This window comes from Litoreibacter sp. GN1-5, from assembly GCF_055693805.1.
Genome location: NZ_JBVFUP010000001.1, coordinates 703,936 through 721,706, shown reverse-complemented (window position 1 = coordinate 721,706; position 17,771 = coordinate 703,936). Strand labels below are relative to the sequence as shown.

15 protein-coding genes and 1 pseudogene are annotated in these 17,771 nt (G+C 55.7%); 5 read left to right on the top strand and 11 right to left on the bottom strand.

The features are described 5' to 3' along the window. Positions 1 to 22: 22 nt before the first annotated feature. From edd to ACZ1HF_RS03630, 6 genes and pseudogenes are all read right to left on the bottom strand, one after another. Positions 23 to 1,828, bottom strand: a complete 1,806-nt coding sequence (edd, locus tag ACZ1HF_RS03655) for a phosphogluconate dehydratase (protein WP_472656226.1) — start codon at positions 1,826 to 1,828, stop codon at positions 23 to 25. A 72-nt stretch (positions 1,829 to 1,900) separates the two neighbouring features. Continuing rightward, the gene (locus ACZ1HF_RS03650; RefSeq protein WP_472656225.1) at positions 1,901 to 2,998 is read right to left on the bottom strand and encodes an ABC transporter ATP-binding protein; all 1,098 of its coding nucleotides are present in this window, start codon (positions 2,996 to 2,998) and stop codon (positions 1,901 to 1,903) included. An 11-nt stretch (positions 2,999 to 3,009) separates the two neighbouring features. Beyond that, a pseudogene (bglA, locus tag ACZ1HF_RS03645) lies at positions 3,010 to 4,658 on the bottom strand (beta-galactosidase BglA). After that, a complete protein-coding gene (locus tag ACZ1HF_RS03640) occupies positions 4,659 to 5,792 on the bottom strand; it encodes a carbohydrate ABC transporter permease (RefSeq protein ID WP_472656224.1) in 1,134 nt (377 codons plus the stop codon). A 1-nt stretch (position 5,793) separates the two neighbouring features. Next, entirely contained in the window at positions 5,794 to 6,789 is a 996-nt protein-coding gene (locus ACZ1HF_RS03635; protein ID WP_472656223.1) for a carbohydrate ABC transporter permease, read from the bottom strand. Positions 6,790 to 6,889: 100 nt separating this feature from the next. After that, positions 6,890 to 8,242, bottom strand: a complete 1,353-nt coding sequence (locus ACZ1HF_RS03630; protein WP_472656222.1) for an ABC transporter substrate-binding protein — start codon at positions 8,240 to 8,242, stop codon at positions 6,890 to 6,892. 248 nt (positions 8,243 to 8,490) lie between these two features. Between ACZ1HF_RS03630 and ACZ1HF_RS03625 the strand changes: the two genes are divergently transcribed. The 4 genes from ACZ1HF_RS03625 to ACZ1HF_RS03610 all read left to right on the top strand — a co-directional run bounded on the left by ACZ1HF_RS03625 (position 8,491) and on the right by ACZ1HF_RS03610 (position 12,324). Further along, on the top strand, positions 8,491 to 9,519 hold the full coding sequence (locus tag ACZ1HF_RS03625) for a substrate-binding domain-containing protein (RefSeq protein ID WP_472656221.1): 1,029 nt from the start codon (positions 8,491 to 8,493) through the stop codon (positions 9,517 to 9,519). Positions 9,520 to 9,529: 10 nt separating this feature from the next. Next, positions 9,530 to 10,843 (top strand): GH1 family beta-glucosidase, encoded by a 1,314-nt coding sequence (locus ACZ1HF_RS03620; RefSeq protein WP_472656220.1) that lies wholly within the window; start codon positions 9,530 to 9,532, stop codon positions 10,841 to 10,843. Further along, positions 10,840 to 11,832: a glucokinase gene (locus ACZ1HF_RS03615; RefSeq protein ID WP_472656219.1), complete on the top strand. Its 993-nt coding sequence runs from the start codon at positions 10,840 to 10,842 to the stop codon at positions 11,830 to 11,832. The genes ACZ1HF_RS03620 and ACZ1HF_RS03615 overlap by 4 nt, the downstream gene beginning before the upstream one ends. Positions 11,833 to 11,967: 135 nt before the next feature. Continuing rightward, a complete protein-coding gene (locus ACZ1HF_RS03610) occupies positions 11,968 to 12,324 on the top strand; it encodes a hypothetical protein (RefSeq protein ID WP_472656218.1) in 357 nt (118 codons plus the stop codon). A 157-nt stretch (positions 12,325 to 12,481) separates the two neighbouring features. Here the strand turns inward: ACZ1HF_RS03610 and ACZ1HF_RS03605 are convergent, their stop codons facing one another. Together ACZ1HF_RS03605 and ACZ1HF_RS03600 are read right to left on the bottom strand one after the other, a co-directional pair. Next, positions 12,482 to 13,669 (bottom strand): FAD-dependent oxidoreductase, encoded by a 1,188-nt coding sequence (locus ACZ1HF_RS03605; protein WP_472656217.1) that lies wholly within the window; start codon positions 13,667 to 13,669, stop codon positions 12,482 to 12,484. Beyond that, positions 13,666 to 14,427: an SDR family NAD(P)-dependent oxidoreductase gene (locus ACZ1HF_RS03600; RefSeq protein WP_472656216.1), complete on the bottom strand. Its 762-nt coding sequence runs from the start codon at positions 14,425 to 14,427 to the stop codon at positions 13,666 to 13,668. The genes ACZ1HF_RS03605 and ACZ1HF_RS03600 overlap by 4 nt, the downstream gene beginning before the upstream one ends. A 107-nt stretch (positions 14,428 to 14,534) precedes the next feature. Between ACZ1HF_RS03600 and ACZ1HF_RS03595 the strand changes: the two genes are divergently transcribed. After that, the gene (locus ACZ1HF_RS03595) at positions 14,535 to 15,740 is read left to right on the top strand and encodes a winged helix-turn-helix domain-containing protein (protein ID WP_472656215.1); all 1,206 of its coding nucleotides are present in this window, start codon (positions 14,535 to 14,537) and stop codon (positions 15,738 to 15,740) included. Here the strand turns inward: ACZ1HF_RS03595 and ACZ1HF_RS03590 are convergent. From ACZ1HF_RS03590 to ACZ1HF_RS03580, 3 genes are all read right to left on the bottom strand, one after another. Next, positions 15,737 to 16,519 (bottom strand): enoyl-CoA hydratase-related protein, encoded by a 783-nt coding sequence (locus ACZ1HF_RS03590; RefSeq protein ID WP_472656214.1) that lies wholly within the window; start codon positions 16,517 to 16,519, stop codon positions 15,737 to 15,739. The two genes, ACZ1HF_RS03595 and ACZ1HF_RS03590, sit on opposite strands and share 4 nt — an antisense overlap. Before the next feature lie 86 nt (positions 16,520 to 16,605). Continuing rightward, complete coding sequence (locus tag ACZ1HF_RS03585; protein ID WP_472656213.1) at positions 16,606 to 17,121, bottom strand: holin family protein; 516 nt, start codon at positions 17,119 to 17,121, stop codon at positions 16,606 to 16,608. Then, positions 17,112 to 17,723, bottom strand: a complete 612-nt coding sequence (locus tag ACZ1HF_RS03580) for a holin-associated N-acetylmuramidase (RefSeq protein WP_472656212.1) — start codon at positions 17,721 to 17,723, stop codon at positions 17,112 to 17,114. The genes ACZ1HF_RS03585 and ACZ1HF_RS03580 overlap by 10 nt, the downstream gene beginning before the upstream one ends. Positions 17,724 to 17,771: the final 48 nt, after the last annotated feature.

The window sequence follows — 17,771 nt, the reverse complement described above, 5'->3', positions numbered from 1 at the left end:
GGGGCTCCATGAATTTCAGAAATCATACAACAACCCCTGCCCCGGTATCAGCCGCCCCGGCAGAGCGGCGGAACACCTCGAACAGCTCTCGACCGATGCCGTGGCCATTGTCGCTCAGGTCCGGGTTGGCAGGGGCGCGGGTTTCAATATCATCTGCCAGCACATCCAGCGTGCCTTTGACAGCGTCAAGCCGGATCACGTCGCCATCCTTGATTTTCGCAATCAGCCCACCATCAATAGCCTCAGGCGCAACATGAATAGCGGATGGCACCTTGCCTGATGCACCGGACATACGGCCATCGGTGACAAGGGCAACCTTATGCCCTCTGTCCTGCAAAACCGCCAAGGTCGGGGTCAGGCCGTGAAGTTCCGGCATACCGTTGGCCCGTGGTCCCTGAAACCGCACGACAATTACTGCGTCCTGATTCAAATCGCCGTCCTTGAATGCGGCCTTTACCGCATCCTGAGAGGTAAAGACGCGGGCTGGCGCTTCGATAATATGACGCTCTGGAGCCACAGCCGAGGTTTTGATCACCCCGCGTCCCAGATTGCCGGTCAATTGCCGCAAGCCACCCGATGTCTGGAACGGGTCAGACGCAGGGCGCAGGATACGGTCATTTTGCGTTTCGCGTGCGCCAGGGGCCCAGTGCAGTTCTCCGTTTTTCATTTTTGGCTCGGCCACATAGTCTTTCAGACCTTCGCCAATCACCGTCTTGGTGTCCGGGTGCAGAAGGCCAGCCTCCAGCAATTCACCAATCATATAGCCCAATCCGCCAGCTGCATGGAAATGGTTCACATCAGCCAGCCCGTTGGGATAAACACGCGCCATTAACGGTGTGACCTCCGAAATCTCGGATAGATCCTGCAAATCAAGCAGCACCCCTGCCGCCCGCGCCATTGCAATAATGTGGATCACCAAGTTGGTTGACCCGCCCGTGGCCATCAAGCCAACCAAACCGTTCACAAAGGCTTTTTCGTCCAGAATGTCGCTAACTGGCCGGTAGTCATTCCCAAGTGCGGTAATCTCAAGGGCGCGTTTTGCCCCCGCCTCGGTCAGCTTATCTCGCAGATCGTTGCCGGGATTGACAAAAGACGCGCCGGGAAGATGCAGCCCCATGAACTCCATCAGCATCTGGTTGGAATTCGCTGTGCCATAGAAGGTGCAGGTGCCCGGTGAATGGTAGGACGCCATCTCAGCCTTCATCAAAGCATCGCGGTCCACCTCGCCCGTGGCAAATTGCTGGCGGACCTTGGCTTTTTCATCATTGGGCAGACCGCTTGGCATCGGACCTGCTGGCAGGAAAATACCGGGGATATATCCAAATGTGGCCGCTGCGATTATCAGCCCCGGCACGATCTTGTCACAGACACCAAGATAGACCGCCGCATCAAAAGTGTTATGGCTCAGACCAATACCCGCCGACAAGGCAATGACATCACGGGAAAACAGCGACAGCTCCATCCCAACTTGGCCTTGCGTAACCCCATCGCACATCGCAGGCACGCCACCGGCCACCTGTGCAGTGCCACCGTTGGCCCGTGCCGTGGCCTTGATCAGTGCCGGAAACCGCTCAAACGGCTGATGCGCCGACAACATATCATTATAAGCCGTAACGATCCCAAGATTGGGACTTGGGGTGGTTGCCAACCGATCTTGATCCTGTTCCATCGCGGCATAGGCATGGGCCTGATTGCCACAGGTCAAATGCCCGCGGCGCGGACCTTCTTCAGCAGCACGGCGCATACGGTCCAGATAAGTCGCGCGAGCCTGCGTTGAGCGGGCGATGATGCGATCGGTAACTTTCGCAAGTGTCGGGTTGAGAGGCATAGCCGTTCTCCGTAGTAGAGCTGGCTCTACCTTAACATGTTAGCGCTAACAGTGCCATATGCATTTACACCGTCAGCGGTAGAGAAGCGATTGTCCGTCGGCAAACAGATGTACCTTTGAGGGATTGGCCGTCATGTGCAGGTTCTTCCCGCGCACATCATTATGAATGCCCGGTAGCTTTGCAATGACTTGATCAGCGCCGGGTCTCGCGCGCTTGAAATAGATCTGGGTCACTTCGCCCAAAGCTTCCTTGATTTCAACCGTTCCAGAGAACGCATAATCCGGCTCGACCGTCATGTGCATATCTTCGGGGCGGATACCAACATTGATCCTGCGGCCACGGTCCGAATCGAGCGTTGACACGTTTGACTGAATCCAACCCGAGCCATCATCCAGCTCTACCTCAGTCACATCACCCGTCAGCTTGATTTCCCCCGGTAGCAGGTTCATGGCAGGCGATCCGATAAATTGCGCGACAAATTCATTCTGTGGCATCTCGTATAGCTGCAAGGGTGTGCCAACCTGCGCGATGCCTTTGTTCGCCAACACCACAATACGTGAGGCCAGCGTCATCGCCTCGACCTGATCATGGGTCACATAGATCATCGTACTATTCGGCATCGCCTCTTTCAGCTGTGCGATCTCGATCCGCGTAGCCACCCGCAAAGCTGCGTCGAGGTTGGAAAGCGGCTCATCAAAAAGATAGACCTTCGGGTCCCGCACAATTGCGCGGCCAATGGCAACACGCTGGCGCTGCCCACCGGACAAAGCCTTGGGCAGCCGGTCAAGATAATCGGTCAGTTGCAAAACCTTGGCGGCGTTTTCGACGGCGGCATTGATCTCTTCCTTCGACTTCTTGGCAATCTGCAAGGCAAAGGCCATGTTGTCGCGTACAGTCATATGCGGGTAAAGCGCATAGCTCTGAAAAACCATCGCAATGCCGCGCTGCGCGGGCGGGACATCGTTCATCGGCTCATCATCGATCGTCAGGGCCCCGGCCGTGATCTTTTCCAGCCCGGCAATCATTCTCAGAAGCGTAGATTTACCGCAGCCGGATGGGCCAACGAATACGATCAACTCACCCGTTTTTATTTCGAGGTTGATGTCTTTCAGAACCTCGACACTGCCCCCGTAAGTTTTCCCCACATTTGTTAGCTTCAGATCTGCCATTCCCCCGCCCCTTATCCTGTCTTCAACGCAAAACACGGCTGCCACGGACCAAGATGCAGTTGACCATCCGCCGTTGGTTTCACTGATCCAAGCTCGCCTCCAATGACCTGCCACACACCCGCTGGCATAGCCAGTATCGAGGGCGTTTCGCTCAGATTAAATGCGCAGAAGATTACCTGATCATCCATATCGCGGATGAAATGTAAAACATCACCCTGTGCCGCCATATCCCGGTGCGCGCCTTTGATCAACGCCGGGTGTTTGCGCCGAAACACCAAAGCACGGCGATAATGGTGCAGCAGCGCCTCCGGGTCGTCTTCTTGTGCGGCGACAGAATGATTGAGGTGGTCATGGCTGACCGGCAACCATGGGGTGCCCGATGTAAATCCGCCATTCTGGTTCGATGGCTCCCACACCATGGGCGTGCGGCATCCGTCGCGGCCTTTGAATTCTGGCCAGAACTCAATGCCGTAAGGGTCTTGCAGGTCTTCGAAGGCGACATCAGCTTCGGACAGGCCAAGCTCTTCGCCTTGATACAAGCAGAGCGAGCCGCGCAGCGCGATCATCATCGTGATATAAAGCCGCTGCGCCTCAGGGGTCAGCTTCCAACGGGTCGCATGGCGCATCACATCATGGTTCGAGAATGCCCAACACGCCCACCCATCCGGGGCGTAGGCGTCCAGACGCGCCATCACTTCTGCTATACGCCCGGCAGTCAGCGGGTCTTTTGCCAGAAATTCAAAAGCGTAACACATATGCACGCCGGTTTTGCCTGAAGTGTATTCCCCCAAAATCTCTAGCCCGCGCTGCGCATCACCAACCTCGCCCACGGCGGCGGTGCCGGGGTATTCATCCAGAAGCGCGCGATAGCGTTTCAGGAACTCAAGGTTTTCGGGCTGGTTTTTGGAATAGAGATGTTCCTGATGGTTATAGGGATTCACCGATGGCGCAATGGTTGCGTTACGCTTTTCAGGTGGCAATGCCGGGTTATCGCGCAGGTCTTTATCCGCGAAGTAGAAGTTGATCGTATCGCCGAAACCCATCCACGCCCCTGTCCAGCCAGAACCGCGTGACATCCAGCAACGCGTCCTGCACCTGCGGGTTGTGAAAATTCAGGTCCGGTTGCGAGGCAAGGAAATTGTGCAGGTAATAGTTGCTCGCGCCGCGCATCCCAGTGCCATGCGGGGCCACCAAAGATCGACAGCCAATTGTTCGGTGGCGTCCCATCTGGCTTAGGATCAGCCCAGACATACCAATCCGCCTTGGGGTTTTCCCGGTCCATGCGGCTTTCAGCAAACCAAGGATGCTGGTCCGAGCTGTGGCTGATCACCAGATCGATCATTACCCGTAAGCCCAATTGATGGGCCTTTTCGATCAAAGCATCAAAATCCGCCAGCGCACCGAACATCGGATCGACATCGCAATAATCGCTGACATCGTAGCCGAAATCCTTCATCGGCGATGTAAAGAACGGCGAAATCCAGATCGCATCCACACCCAGCGATGCGATATAGGGAAGCCGCTCTACGATACCCAGAAGATCCCCGATCCCGTCGCCATTGCTGTCTTGATAGCTGCGAGGATAGATCTGATAGATCACCGCACCGCGCCACCAATCCGCGTCAGCAGACACAGCGCTTATCGTTTCATGTTTCGTCATCTACCCACCCTTGACCGAGCCGGCCAGCAGGCCGCGCACCAGATATTTCTGCATTGCGAAGAAGACGATCAGCGGCACCGCCATCGACACGAAGGCCGCCGCCGTCAGAATTTCCCAATTGCCGCCGCGCGATCCCAGAAGCTCGACAATCTGACCGGTCATGACTTTCTCATCATCGCCTGTGCCTAAAAACACCTTGGCCACCAGAAGGTCATTCCAGGTCCACAGGAACTGAAATATCGCGAAAGAAGCCAGCGCAGGGAAAGACAATGGCAAGATGATCTTGCGGAAAATCTCAAAATCCGTGGCACCATCAACCTTGGCGGATTCAATAATTTCGCGTGGCAGGCCAACCATGTAATTTCGCAAGAGATATATCGCCAAAGGCAGACCGAAACCCGTATGGGCGAGCCAGATGCCCAGATACCCTTTCCCGATCCCAAGCGTGTTGTGCAGCTTCAGAAGCGGAATAAGTGACAGCTGTAGCGGAACCACCAGCAGCCCGACAATGGCTGCAATCAGCAATGCGCGCCCCGGAAATTCCATCCATGCCAAGGCATAAGCCGCAAAGGCTGCGATCAGGATTGGAATGATCGTGGCCGGAATAGTCACAGTAAATGTATTGAGGAACGCCCGCCCTATCCCTTCGGAATTGACCACTGTGTCGTAATTATCTGCCGTGAATTTCGGGGCTTCGACCGTCGTGACAAAGAACCGCGGACCGCGCGATCCCTCATAGGCTTGCGGAGCGGTGATCAGATAATCCCCGGTCTCGGACACGGTCAATGTCGCGCCTTTGGGCATTTCACCGGTTTCGCCGGGGCTGTAGGCTGTGGGCGCGCGCGATGTTGTGCCAAAGGCAATCACCATACCCTCTGCGCCATCAAACACGTTACCGGACAAAACGAAATTGCCGTCCTGCTCGGCCTGAGTGGCAAGGCCCGCGCGAATAACGATATTCTGTTCCGATGAGGATAGCGAGGACCACCAGCCGGAATTGACCAACTGATCGGCATCCCGGAAAGAGGACACCAAAAGCCCGAATGTGGGAATGGTCCACAACACCACAAGCAAGAATACCGAAATATTAACAGCCCAGGTCAGGCGGGATTTGACACCGACGATGTTATCCATATCAGCGCATCTCCCGTCTGGCGTTGATGATGTTCCACACCATGATTGGCGTGACCAGCAACATGATCACCATTGCAATTGCAGAGCCACGTCCAAAATCGGGGGAGCCACGGAACATCCAGTCATACATCAGATTGGCCAGCACCTGCGTGCCCCATTGCCCGTTGGTCATTGCAAAGACGATGTCGAACACTTTGAGCACAAGAATGGTGATCGTCGTCCAAACTACCGCAATGGTTCCCCAAATCTGCGGCACTTTTATCCTCCAGAAAATCTGCAATGGGCTGGCGCCATCCAGAATGGCGGCCTCGATTGTTTCTTCAGGGATACCACGCAGGGCGGCGGACAGGATCACCATGGCAAAACCCGTTTGAATCCAGACCAAGATGATCATCAGAAAGAAGTTGTTCCAGAAGGGCACTGTGATCCACGCCTGCGGATCGCCCCCGAAAAACATCACCAGCGCGTTCAGAAGCCCGATCTGTTCCTGCCCTTCGCCGCGGTATTCATAGATGAATTTCCAGATCACGGCCGCGCCGACAAAGGAAATTGCCATCGGCATGAAGATCATCGATTTCGCCAGATTGCCCCATTTGATCTTGTCAGTCAGGGCCGCGGCCAGCAGGCCGAAAAAGGTCGCAAGCGTTGGCACGACAACCAACCACAACATATTGTTACCCATGGATTCCGCAAATTTCGCGTCTTTGATCAGCCAGACATAGTTGTCCACGCCCACCCATTCTGCCCCGCTTGCGTTGGAGAGCGAGAAGATCAGCGAGCGGATAACCGGGTAGACCAGATACGTTCCCAAAAGCAGGATAGCCGGCCCCAGAAACAGCCAAGGGCGGATCAGATTGGCACGATTGATATTATGCGCCGCATTCACCCCGCGCGCCGGAAAGATACGATCCAGAATAATGTTGGAAAAATAAAAATACGCGACACACCCGAAGACACCGACAATAATAGTGACCGAGGCGAACAGAACCTGCTGCATCCTTGACCCTCCCTGTTTTGTCAGCACCCTACACGCTGCCCAAAACCTCTATCCGGCAACCATACCATTGCCGGATAGCTTTTCCAATCAAACCGAAGGTTTACTTGATCGAGTCCCAGGTTTCCTGGATCGACTTCGCGACCTCACCGGCGTCCTTACCACCAGCGTAGTCCACCATGCCGGTCCAGAAGACACCTGCCCCAACAGCACCAGGCATCAGGTCAGAGCCATCAAAACGGAACGTATCCGCGTTCAGCAGAATATCATTCATCTTGGCAACAGTCGGATCAGTGAAGACCTCAACATTGACGCCCTTATGCGGGGTCAGGAAGCCTTTTTGCGCCATCCAGACCTCATGGGCGATCGGGGTCTTCAGAAACTCCATAAAGGCGCGGGTGGCAGGGCTGTCTTTCGTGATCGAGAACAACGTCCCGGCACCCAGCACGGGCTTGCCTAGGTCTTTCTCTGCATAGCTTGGGAAGTAGAAGAAATCCACGTCCTCGCCAACGCTGGTTCCTTCAGGAAAGAAGGACGGAATGAACGACGCCTGACGGTGCATGTAGCATTGCGGAGGAGAGCTGAACAAACCTTTAGGGCTGTCGCGGAAATCGGTTGAAGCCACAGCCCCTGCCCCGCCAGCCACATAATCGTCGTTGCGGGCAAAGCTGCCGAATTCCTCAATCGCAGCGATGACTTTCGGATCATCAAACGGCATCTCATTGGACACCCACGCGTCATAGTCTTCAGGGCTTGCCGTGCGCAGCATCATATCTTCGACCCAATCGGTCGCAGGCCATCCTGTCGCGCCACCTGATCCCAGACCAATGCACCATGGCGTGCCAGCATCCGCAACGATCTGATCAGTCAGAGCCTTGAGATCTTCCATGCTTTCGGGAACTTCATAACCGAAATCTTCAAAGTTTTCGGGGGAATACCAGACCAGTGATTTCACATCGACCTTATAAAAGAAGCCATACAGCTCATCCGCGCCTTCTTTGCCAGCATATGTGCCAAGATCGACCCAGCTTTGACCGGCAGCATAATTGTCGCGCACCCATGTTGCCGTTTCTTCCCCAAGAGGTGACAGGAACCCTTTGGCAGCCAGATCAGCAGCCAGACCCGGCTGTGGGAAAATAGCGATATTCGGAGGTGAGCCTGCTTCCGTATCGATCACGATCTGCTGCTCAAAGCTGTCAGAACCGTTATATTCGACATTCGCGCCGGTTGCCTCTTCAAAATAAGCGATGACACTTTCTACAAGGTCGCGGTCCTCTGCGGTCCATGGGCCCGCAATTGTTATCGTCTCTCCGCTGAAATCCTGCCCCTTGAAACTTTCGAAGCTGTCCCACGTAAAAGCCCCATCACCGGGCGCGAATTTCATGTGGCCATCCGCATAAGCGGTTCCCGCCACAAGCGCTAACGCGGCAGCGCCAGCGTAAAAACGTATTTTCATAATAACCTCCCAATGCGGGCAGTTTATCTGCCCTCTGTCCTGTCCGAGCGCACTTTGAAGAATCACGCCCAAAGCGCTTTGGATATCAAGACCGTGACGCAACCCGACAAAGGTGTCAATCAGGCTTTGGCGACAGAACCATTCACGCGAAGTTTGGCTTGTTATCCATAAGAAGACCTTGACGGAAGCGTGTTTGCGCCGTAATGATCAGGCGAGATCTCAAAGCGCTTTGGGCCACATATTTTATTATGAACCTTCGACAACTCTCTGATAAGCTTGGGCTTTCTCAAACAACCGTTAGCCGCGCGCTGAACGGATACCCGGAGGTCAGCGAAACCACACGCAAACGGGTCGTCGCGGCGGCTGCGCAATATCAATACCGTCCCAACACCCGGGCACAAGGATTAGCGACGGGTCGTTCCATGGCAATTGGTCATGTTATTCCGTTCTCGACCCAGCATGAGATGGTAAATGTCGTTTTTGCCGATTTCATTGCTGGCGCAGGCGAAGTTTATGCCCGCATGGGATATGATATTCTGATGTCAGTCGTGCCCGATGAAAACGAAGACAAGGCTTACGCAGAATTGGCACGCAAAGGTGCTGTGGACGGGGTAATCGTGCACGGACCCACATTAAATGACCCGCGAATTGCGCTGCTGAGCGATTTGGGCATCCCCTTTGTGGTACATGGCAGATCAACGGATACGTCACTGCCCTATGCCTGGCTGGATGTGAATAATCGCAACGCCTTTCGGCAGGCAGCAGAGCATCTGCTGGATTTTGGCCATCACCGTATTGGTCTGATCAACGGGTTGGAGCGGATGGATTTCGCTCATCGCAGGCGTCTGGGCTATCTATCCGCTTTAGAATCATGTGACATACCCGCGGACCCTGCCCTCATGCGATCTGGCGAAATGACGGAACCTAATGGATACCACGCCGCCTGCGATATGCTGGACATGCCGAACCCTGCGACGGCATTGATTGCGTCCTCCATTGTGCCTGCCCTTGGGGCCCGGCGCGCGATTGAGGAACGCGGGCTGGTGATGGGACGCGATGTGTCCCTGATCTGTTTTGATGATGAAATCTCGTACCTGCCGAACGGCGCTGGCACGCCGATTTTCACCGCAACACGGTCATCTGTCAGGGCGGCCGGGCGACGCTGCGCAGAAATGCTGATTGAGCAAATCAGTGAGCCGGCCAACACGCCACAACAGGAATTGTGGGACGCAGAGCTTGTGATCGGCCCGTCAACCGGCCCTGCAACAGCACAATGAAGGTGTAAAAATGAACTTTAAACGCTCTGATTTTCCTGAAGATTTTCTGTTTTCAGCTGCAACATCCAGCTATCAGATCGAAGGCCATTCGTTTGGGGGGGCTGGCCTGACCCACTGGGATACATTTGCAGCCACGCCGGGCAATGTTGTGCGCGCCGAGAATGGCGATATCGCCTGTGATCACTATCATCGATATGAGGAAGATCTGGACCTTGCCGCCGCAATGGGCCTGGATGCCTACCGTTTCTCGACTTCATGGGCTCGGGTGCTGCCCGAGGGGCGCGGCACGCCCAACCCTGAAGGTCTGGATTTCTATGACCGGCTTGTCGATGCAATGCTGGCGCGAAACCTGAAACCCATGGCCACGCTCTATCATTGGGAATTACCCGTGCCGCTGGCCGATCTCGGCGGCTGGCGCAACCCTGATATCGCCCATTGGTTTGCCGAGTTCACAACTGCGATTATGGACCGTATCGGCGACCGGATGTTCAGCGTTGCCCCGATAAATGAGCCATGGTGCGTTGGCTGGCTATCGCATTTTCTGGGCCATCATGCGCCAGGGCTGCGCGACATTCGCGCCGCAGCCCATGCGATGCATCATGTCATGACCGCCCATGGCAGGTCCATTCAGGCGATGCGAGCGCTTGGGATGGATAACCTTGGGGCCGTTTGCAATTTTGAATATGCCCATCCGGCCAATGACACACCAGAAGCCGCGCAAGCGGCGCGGCTTTACGATGGCGTTTACAACCGATTTTTCCTTGGCGGATTGTTCAAGGGTGAATATCCGGCGGATGTGATTGAAGGCTTTACCCCTCATATGCCGAAAGGCTGGGAAAAGGATTTCGGCCTGATAGGACAGCCATTGGATTGGCTGGGACTGAATTATTACACCTGCAAACGTATCTTGCCGGATGATGGCCCATGGCCCGGCTACAAAGAAGCCGATGGTCCACTGCCCAAAACGCAGATGGGTTGGGAGATTTACCCAGACGGCCTGCACCATTTCCTGACATGGACGCACGAAGAATATACAAAGGGTTTGCCGCTTTATGTAACGGAGTCCGGCATGGCAAATGCGGACACGCCCGACCATCCTGATCAGGAACGCATCGATTACCTCAACACCCATGTCGCTGCTGCAAAACAGGCCATGGACGACGGTGTTCCGCTGAAAGGGTACACGTTTTGGTCGCTACTTGATAACTATGAATGGGCTCTGGGGTATGAAAAGCGCTTTGGCCTGATCCATGTGGATTTCGAGACATTGGAAAGAACACCGAAAGCGTCTTATCATGCACTGGTAAAGGCTTTAGCGCGATGACCTTGGCAGCAGATGTCTATACGCTTGTTGCTGATATCGGCGGCACCAATACTCGCGTTGCGCTGGCGGATCGCTGTGCATTGCTGCCCCAGACGGTCAAGCGGTTTCGCAATGCTGACTTTCCGGGGTTGGAAACGGTATTGAACAAGTTTCTGGCTGATCATGACAATGTGGATTGCGCCGGGGCCTGTGTTGCGGTTGCAGGCCCTGTCAAAGACGGGCGCGGGACCCTGACCAATTTGGATTGGGAAATTGACGAATCCACGCTGGCCCGCGCGACACAAGCCGAGCGGGTAGTGATCCTAAATGATCTGCAAGCGCAAGGCCACGCGATTGGCGCATTAAGCGCAGGTTCCGTCCGGAAATTGGTGGCCGGGGCTGAGGCCGAAGATACGGCAACGAAATTGGTGATTGGCGTCGGCACAGGTTTTAACGCCGCCCCGGTCTATGAGACAGGTATTGGTCGCTTCATCCCCCCCGCCGAGGCAGGTCACGCCAACCTGCCCGTGCGCAACGAAGATGAGCTGCACCTGATCCGTCATTTTGAAACTGCCCACGGCTTCCCGGCGGTCGAGGATATGCTGTCAGGTCGCGGGTTAGAACGTGTCTATGCCTGGCTTTGCCGGGAAGCGGGCAGCCCCAGCGAGGCAAGTGCGGCACAAATCATGGACCGTGTCGCCGCTGATGATGAACCGATCGCCGCACAGGCTGCGGCCATGTTCGTGCGCATGTTAGGCACCGTGGCAGGCAACCTGTCGCTGATCTATCTGCCCTTTGGTGGTGTCTATCTGGCAGGCGGCGTCGCCCGCGCCTTCGCGCCGCATTTCGAGGCTTTGCATTTCACCGACGCCTTCCGCGATAAGGGCCGCTTTGCCGGATTTATGCAGAATTTCGCTGTGCATGTGGTGGAGGATGACTACGCCGCCCTGACAGGCTGCGCGTCTTACCTGGAAGGGCTCAGCCTTTCTGAAACCAACAGCGCTGTTTAAGTCAGAAAATCTTGGCCCAAAGCTAAGTAATTCTGAGCAAATGGCGGATGTTTGGATGAAGAAGGCATTGGCTCTCATGTTTGATAGACAGAACTTGTCTGTATCCAAAAGAAGAGCCTAGGCAGATCATGCCATTTGAACTCGCTGCCGTTCCGTCGGCCCTTGTCTGCTGCTGAAACCGTCTATGACTACGCCTATCGTCTTGAAAAGATAGGCTATGATGAAATGCTTATCCGCAAGGAAATTCTCAGGCATGATTCACCGATTGACCTCGACAGCTATCGCATTTTCAACAGCTCAAGCGATGCACGGATACGATACGTGACAATGATCCATCAATTGACGCCCACAAAACCCCATAAGGGACTTGTCAAGAAACTGGCGGCATCAATTAGCATATCAGACAAAGAGGCTGAAGATGCAGTATGCCGCTACGAAGAAGTTGGCGCTATGCCGTTCATCCCGTGGAGACTTTCCAAAACAGAGCAATAGTAGTCGGTATATTTGAGCTGGTTCAGGATATCCGCTGCACTTACTTCTTTTCGCAACCAAGTTAATTCTCTAACGCAAACATCAGACTTATCTGACGTTCCACTGCGTAGCTACTTTCCATTCAAAGCATTTGAGTACAGCACCTTATAACACATTATTAAACCATCTCACCCGGATCAAATCCGTAAATCCAGTCCTGACGGGCGTGGATCAGGGTTGGGGACAGTTTTCCGGCCAACCATATCGGGCCGTAAGAAGCCAATTGCGCCAAACGGCTCAGGCGGTGGAACATGCGCAGATTGGCAAGGGACCGGGCCTGAATGGCCGTGGCACGGGGTTTGCGCAGTGTTTCATAGCGCCTCAAACCCGCCGCGATATCCGTGTCAGGCCTGACGGTTTGCGCAAGAACCATCGCATCTTCCAGCGCCTGTACCGCCCCTTGGGCCATTGACGGCACCATGGGATGCGCCGCATCCCCCAAAAGCGCTACGGCTCCGTCGGTCCATGTGCGCAGCTCTGGTCGGTCGTGCAATGCCCAGCGGTAAGGTTGGTCCGCGGCCTCGATAATCCGGCGCAACGCCGGGTTCCAATCGCCGAACTCAGCCAGCGCATCGGCCTTGTCGCCGGGGATTTTCCAACCCTCTTCTGTCCAGCCGTCTTGCTCGACAATACCGACGAAATTAACCAGCGATCCGCCCCGAATGCGGGTTGTCACCGCATGCTTGCCAGCGCCTGCCCAGATACACCCATTTGGCGGGGGAACATCATCGCCAAGTGCGTCTACAGGCACCACAATGCGCCAGGCGACATTGCCCGTGAAGCGCGGCTTATCAGGCCCCAGCATATGCGTGCGAATTTCCGAATGAATACCATCTGCACCGACAACAAGATCAGCAAACAGACGCTCGCCACCATCCAGATAGACCGTAGCGCCATCATTTTCGCGCATATAGCCCGTGACCCTGCTACGGGTCCGCACCACATTACCCATCTGCTGGTAAAGCGCGTGGTGCAAAGCGCTTTGCAAATCGGCCCGATGTATCTGAATGAACCGCGCGCCCCAGCGGGATTGGGCATAGCCCTTCATCGGGATATTGAATATCTGCTGCCCGGTCAGGCCGTGACGCATTTCGATAGCTTCGGGCTCAAACAGGCTCTCTTCTATCCCCGGCGTAACGCCAAGTGCATCAAGCACACGCAAGCCATTCGGACTGATCTGGATGCCAGCGCCGACCTCGGCCACATCGGGGGCCTGTTCCAGAACGGTAACGTCCCAGCCCTTTTGGCCAAGGGCCAACGCTGTGGCCAGCCCGCCAATCCCTGCGCCGACAACAACTGCCTTCATGGCAGACGTATACCCGCATCAAGACGGATGACAGAGCCGTTGAGATAAGGGGACGCGATGATTGTGCGGACCATATCGCCAAATTCTTCAGGCCGCCCAAGACGTTTGGGAAATAAAGGCTGGCTTGCCAGAGCTTCCTGCGCTGCTTCCGGCAGGCCTTCCAGCATTGGCGTTAGAAACAGACCGGGGGCGATGGCCATTACACGGATGCCCTGGCCCGCCAAATCGCGTGCCATCGGTAATGTCATCGCCGCGACACCGCCTTTTGAGGCTGCATAGGCTGGTTGGCCTTTCTGCCCCTCAAATGCAGCAACAGAGGCGGTATTGATGATCACCCCGCGCTGTCCATCTGCATCCACGTCATTGGCTTGCATTGCTTCTGCGGCTAGCCGGGCGACGTTGAAGCTGCCGACAAGATTGATGTCGATGGTTTTCTGAAACATCTCCAGCGGGTGTGGTCCGTCCTTACCGACGGTCTTTGCGGCCAACGCGATGCCTGCACAGCTGACCGCAGCGGTGATCCTGCCAAAAGCGGATAGGGCCTGAGCGACGGCTTCTTTGACAGAATCCTCGTCCGTGACGTCGGTTTGTACGAACCTGGCCGCATTGCCCAAATCATCTGCCAATGCCACGCCCCGATCCGCATCGCGGTCAAGAATGACCGCCTTACCGCCCGCCGCGACAATGGCTTTTACACTTGCCGCCCCAAGGCCGGAGGCGCCGCCGCTGACAAGTGCAATTGTTTGTTCCAAATTCATATCGGTTCTCCCAAGCCATATCTCTTGCCGATCTATCATATTCCGGGTGGCGGAAAAGAGCGGCTCGGCGCATTATCGCCAAAGTCGATTTTGAAGGACTTTATCTGATGCCCCCCGCCCGCGCCCATTTGTCGAATGCAGAGGCCAGACGCCTGTTTTTGGCCTGTCACGGATTGGGCGATACACCATCGGGGCCGGGCAAAGGTGCGGACCTGCAAGCTGTGATTGAGGCATTGGGGTTTGTGCAGGTGGACAGCATCAACACGGTGGCCCGCGCGCATCATATGATCCTGCATGCGCGCCGGCCAAGCTATCGTGCGCGCCATCTGACACATTTGCTGGAACGGGACCGCAGCCTGTTTGAGCACTGGACCCATGATGCCAGTATCATCCCCGCGCAGTTCTTTCCCCATTGGCGCTTGCGGTTTGCCCGCGATGCCGACCGTCTGCGCGCACGTTGGAAAAACTGGCGCCGCGACGGGTTTGAGCAGAAATTCAAAACCGTCTTACAGCAAATATCCGACCACGGTCCGGTCTCATCGGCTGAGGTCGGCGCGGATGAGCCGCGCAGTAGCGGCGGATGGTGGGATTGGCACCCGTCCAAAACGGCGTTGGAATATCTCTGGCGCACGGGGGCTTTGTCCGTGACCCGCCGCGATGCCTTTCGCAAAGTGTATGATCTGACCGAGCGGGTAATTTTGCCAGAACATCACAGCCCACGCCTGTCGGTGGAAGACACGATTGACTGGGCGTGCTCTGAAGCGCTGGACCGGCTGGGCTTCGCAACCTCTGGCGAACTGGCCGCGTTTTGGGATCTGATCACCCCGGCCGAGGCGAAGAAATGGTGCGATGAAGCCCTGCGTAAAGGCGACATCATCGAGGTCGAGGTGGATTGCCACGGCAGCAAGCCCCGCCAATGTTTTGCACGGCCAGATGTGTTGGATGCAGCACGCAACACACCGGCCCCGCCCGGCCGGGTGCGAATATTATCACCATTTGATCCTGCCTTGCGGGACCGTAAGCGGGCGGAACGGCTATTTGGCTTTCACTACCGGATTGAAATTTTCGTGCCAGAAGCCAAGCGGCGCTATGGGTATTATGTTTTCCCGGTTCTGGAGCGGGATCGCCTGATTGGTCGGATTGATATGAAGGCGTCCGGTGGCGAGGGATGTATGACGGTCCGCGCCTTCTGGCCGGAACAGGGTGTGCGATTAGGGAAGGAACGGCTTGCCAGATTGCATACGGCTATCGAACGCAGCGCCCGATTGGCAGGCGCAACACGGATCGATTACGCAGAAGGTTGGCGACGTTAACGCCCTTCGTAATTGGCTGCGCGTTTTTCAAGAAAAGCCAGCACACCTTCACGGAAATCGAAGGTTTTGCCACATTCACCTTGCAATTTTGCCTCCAGCAACAACTGTCTTTCCAGATCATTGTCATAACTGGCCCGCAGGGATTGTTTGACGCGTGCATAAGCCTCGGTCGGGCCATTGGCCAGATATGCCGCCCGGTCACGCCAATGCGCGTCAAACTTATCATCGGGGACCGCTTCCCAGATCATGCCCCAATCGCTGGCCTGTTTGGCCGTCACGGGTTCGGCAAAAAGTGCTGTCCCCATAGCTTTTGCAAGACCGATTTGGCGGGGTAAATAGTAGGTGCCACCCGCATCCGGGATCAGACCAATACGCGTGAACGCTTGCAAAAACACCGCAGATTCAGTGGCTATGACCACATCCGCTGCAAGCGCCAGATTGGCCCCCGCCCCGGCAGCAGCCCCGTTTACCGCAGAGATCGTTGGAATTTTGCAATCATAGATAGCCATCAGCATAGGGACATATTCGTCGCGCAATGTCCGTTCGAGATCCGTGTTTGCAACGGTCGCCTTATCCCCCAGATCCTGCCCCGAGCAAAACGCCTTGCCTTTTCCGGTCATCACCAAAACACGGGCGTCGGTATCCGCCTCGGCGGTCTTGACCGCGTGCAACAACTCGGCCCGCATTTGCGTGTTCAACGCATTCATCACCTCGGGGCGGGAAAATTCGACCACAGCAATGCGGTTGCGGATGGTCAGTCGAAGGGTCTCGTATTGCATCTTCGGGCGCTCCGTTCAAAAACCGTTCCGCCGCACAATAACGAACAGAACGGTTTAGAAAAGAGATACCCTAGGTTATCTGGCAATTATTCTTGACGGTTTTTACGCCAGTCATCCAATGCAGGGTTGGATGGTGGCTCAACCAATGCGGGGTTCGTATATCCGCTGTGATATGGCTCATGCGCCGGTATACGCGGGGCAGCAGGCACCCGCCCCCGGCGGTAATGCAGCTCTCGTGCGCCGAAATAAAAGCTGACGATAGCACCAAGCAGCCACCACAGCGGATCTGGAACATAAGCAAGCCCTTGCATACGCACGGAAAATTGGCTTGGGTCAACCATTGAATAGATGAACAAACCCAATGTGCCAAGCGCCAGCATGGGCCGGGGCAGCCGGTTCAGACCGTTCATCAGCCGATCAAACCATCCAAGTCGCCCATAGGTGAACTCGGTCCCATGCTGCGCAAGTGCTGCAACATAGGCATCATGCCCAAGTTCCAACTGACGTGTCGCGTTGGGGCGAAAAACCTCGGCCACACCGGTCACAGTCTGCCCAAGGGACGACACGGTCTCGCCAGTTAACAAACGTCCGATCACCCCCATGACGCAACCCTTTGGCGATGCTCATGGGCGCTTAGATGATAGGCAGGCGAGATAAACTCTTCAGCCCGCGCGATCCATCCCCCTTTGCCACCATCACGCCTGCGGGCATATTTGCGCGAACTGGGCCTGCGATCCGCCAGATCGTAGTAATAATTGCGCCGCGCAATGCCATAGGCATCCACCAGATGATCCGGCGCGTCACTCAGCGCCAGATAGGCCACACGGGCCGTTTGTGGACCAATCGCACCATCAACAGACAGATCAAACCCCATGTCACGCAACAGGCGTTGCAGCAGCTTGATGGCGTTTGAACCTGCATTCACATACATATCGAACACGCTGGCTTGTAATGGCTGTGGCAAACTATCAATACGCGGGGCGTGATAGTAATGGTCAACAAAAATCTGAACGGCTTGAGCACGGCTAAGTGCTTTGACGTCTGCTGTATCAATGCGACCGTCCCGGTTCAGATCAAGACCCAAGCGGCGCATGGTGTGAATGGTCACACCATAATTCGTAGCCCCACCGGGATCGTCGGCATCATTCACATACCCGCCTTCACGACGGACGATCTCTTCGGCTATTTCCTGAACAGTCTGCATCTGCGTCCCTCCTGACAAAACTGCCTGATAGAGCGCAGAAAGTGGTTA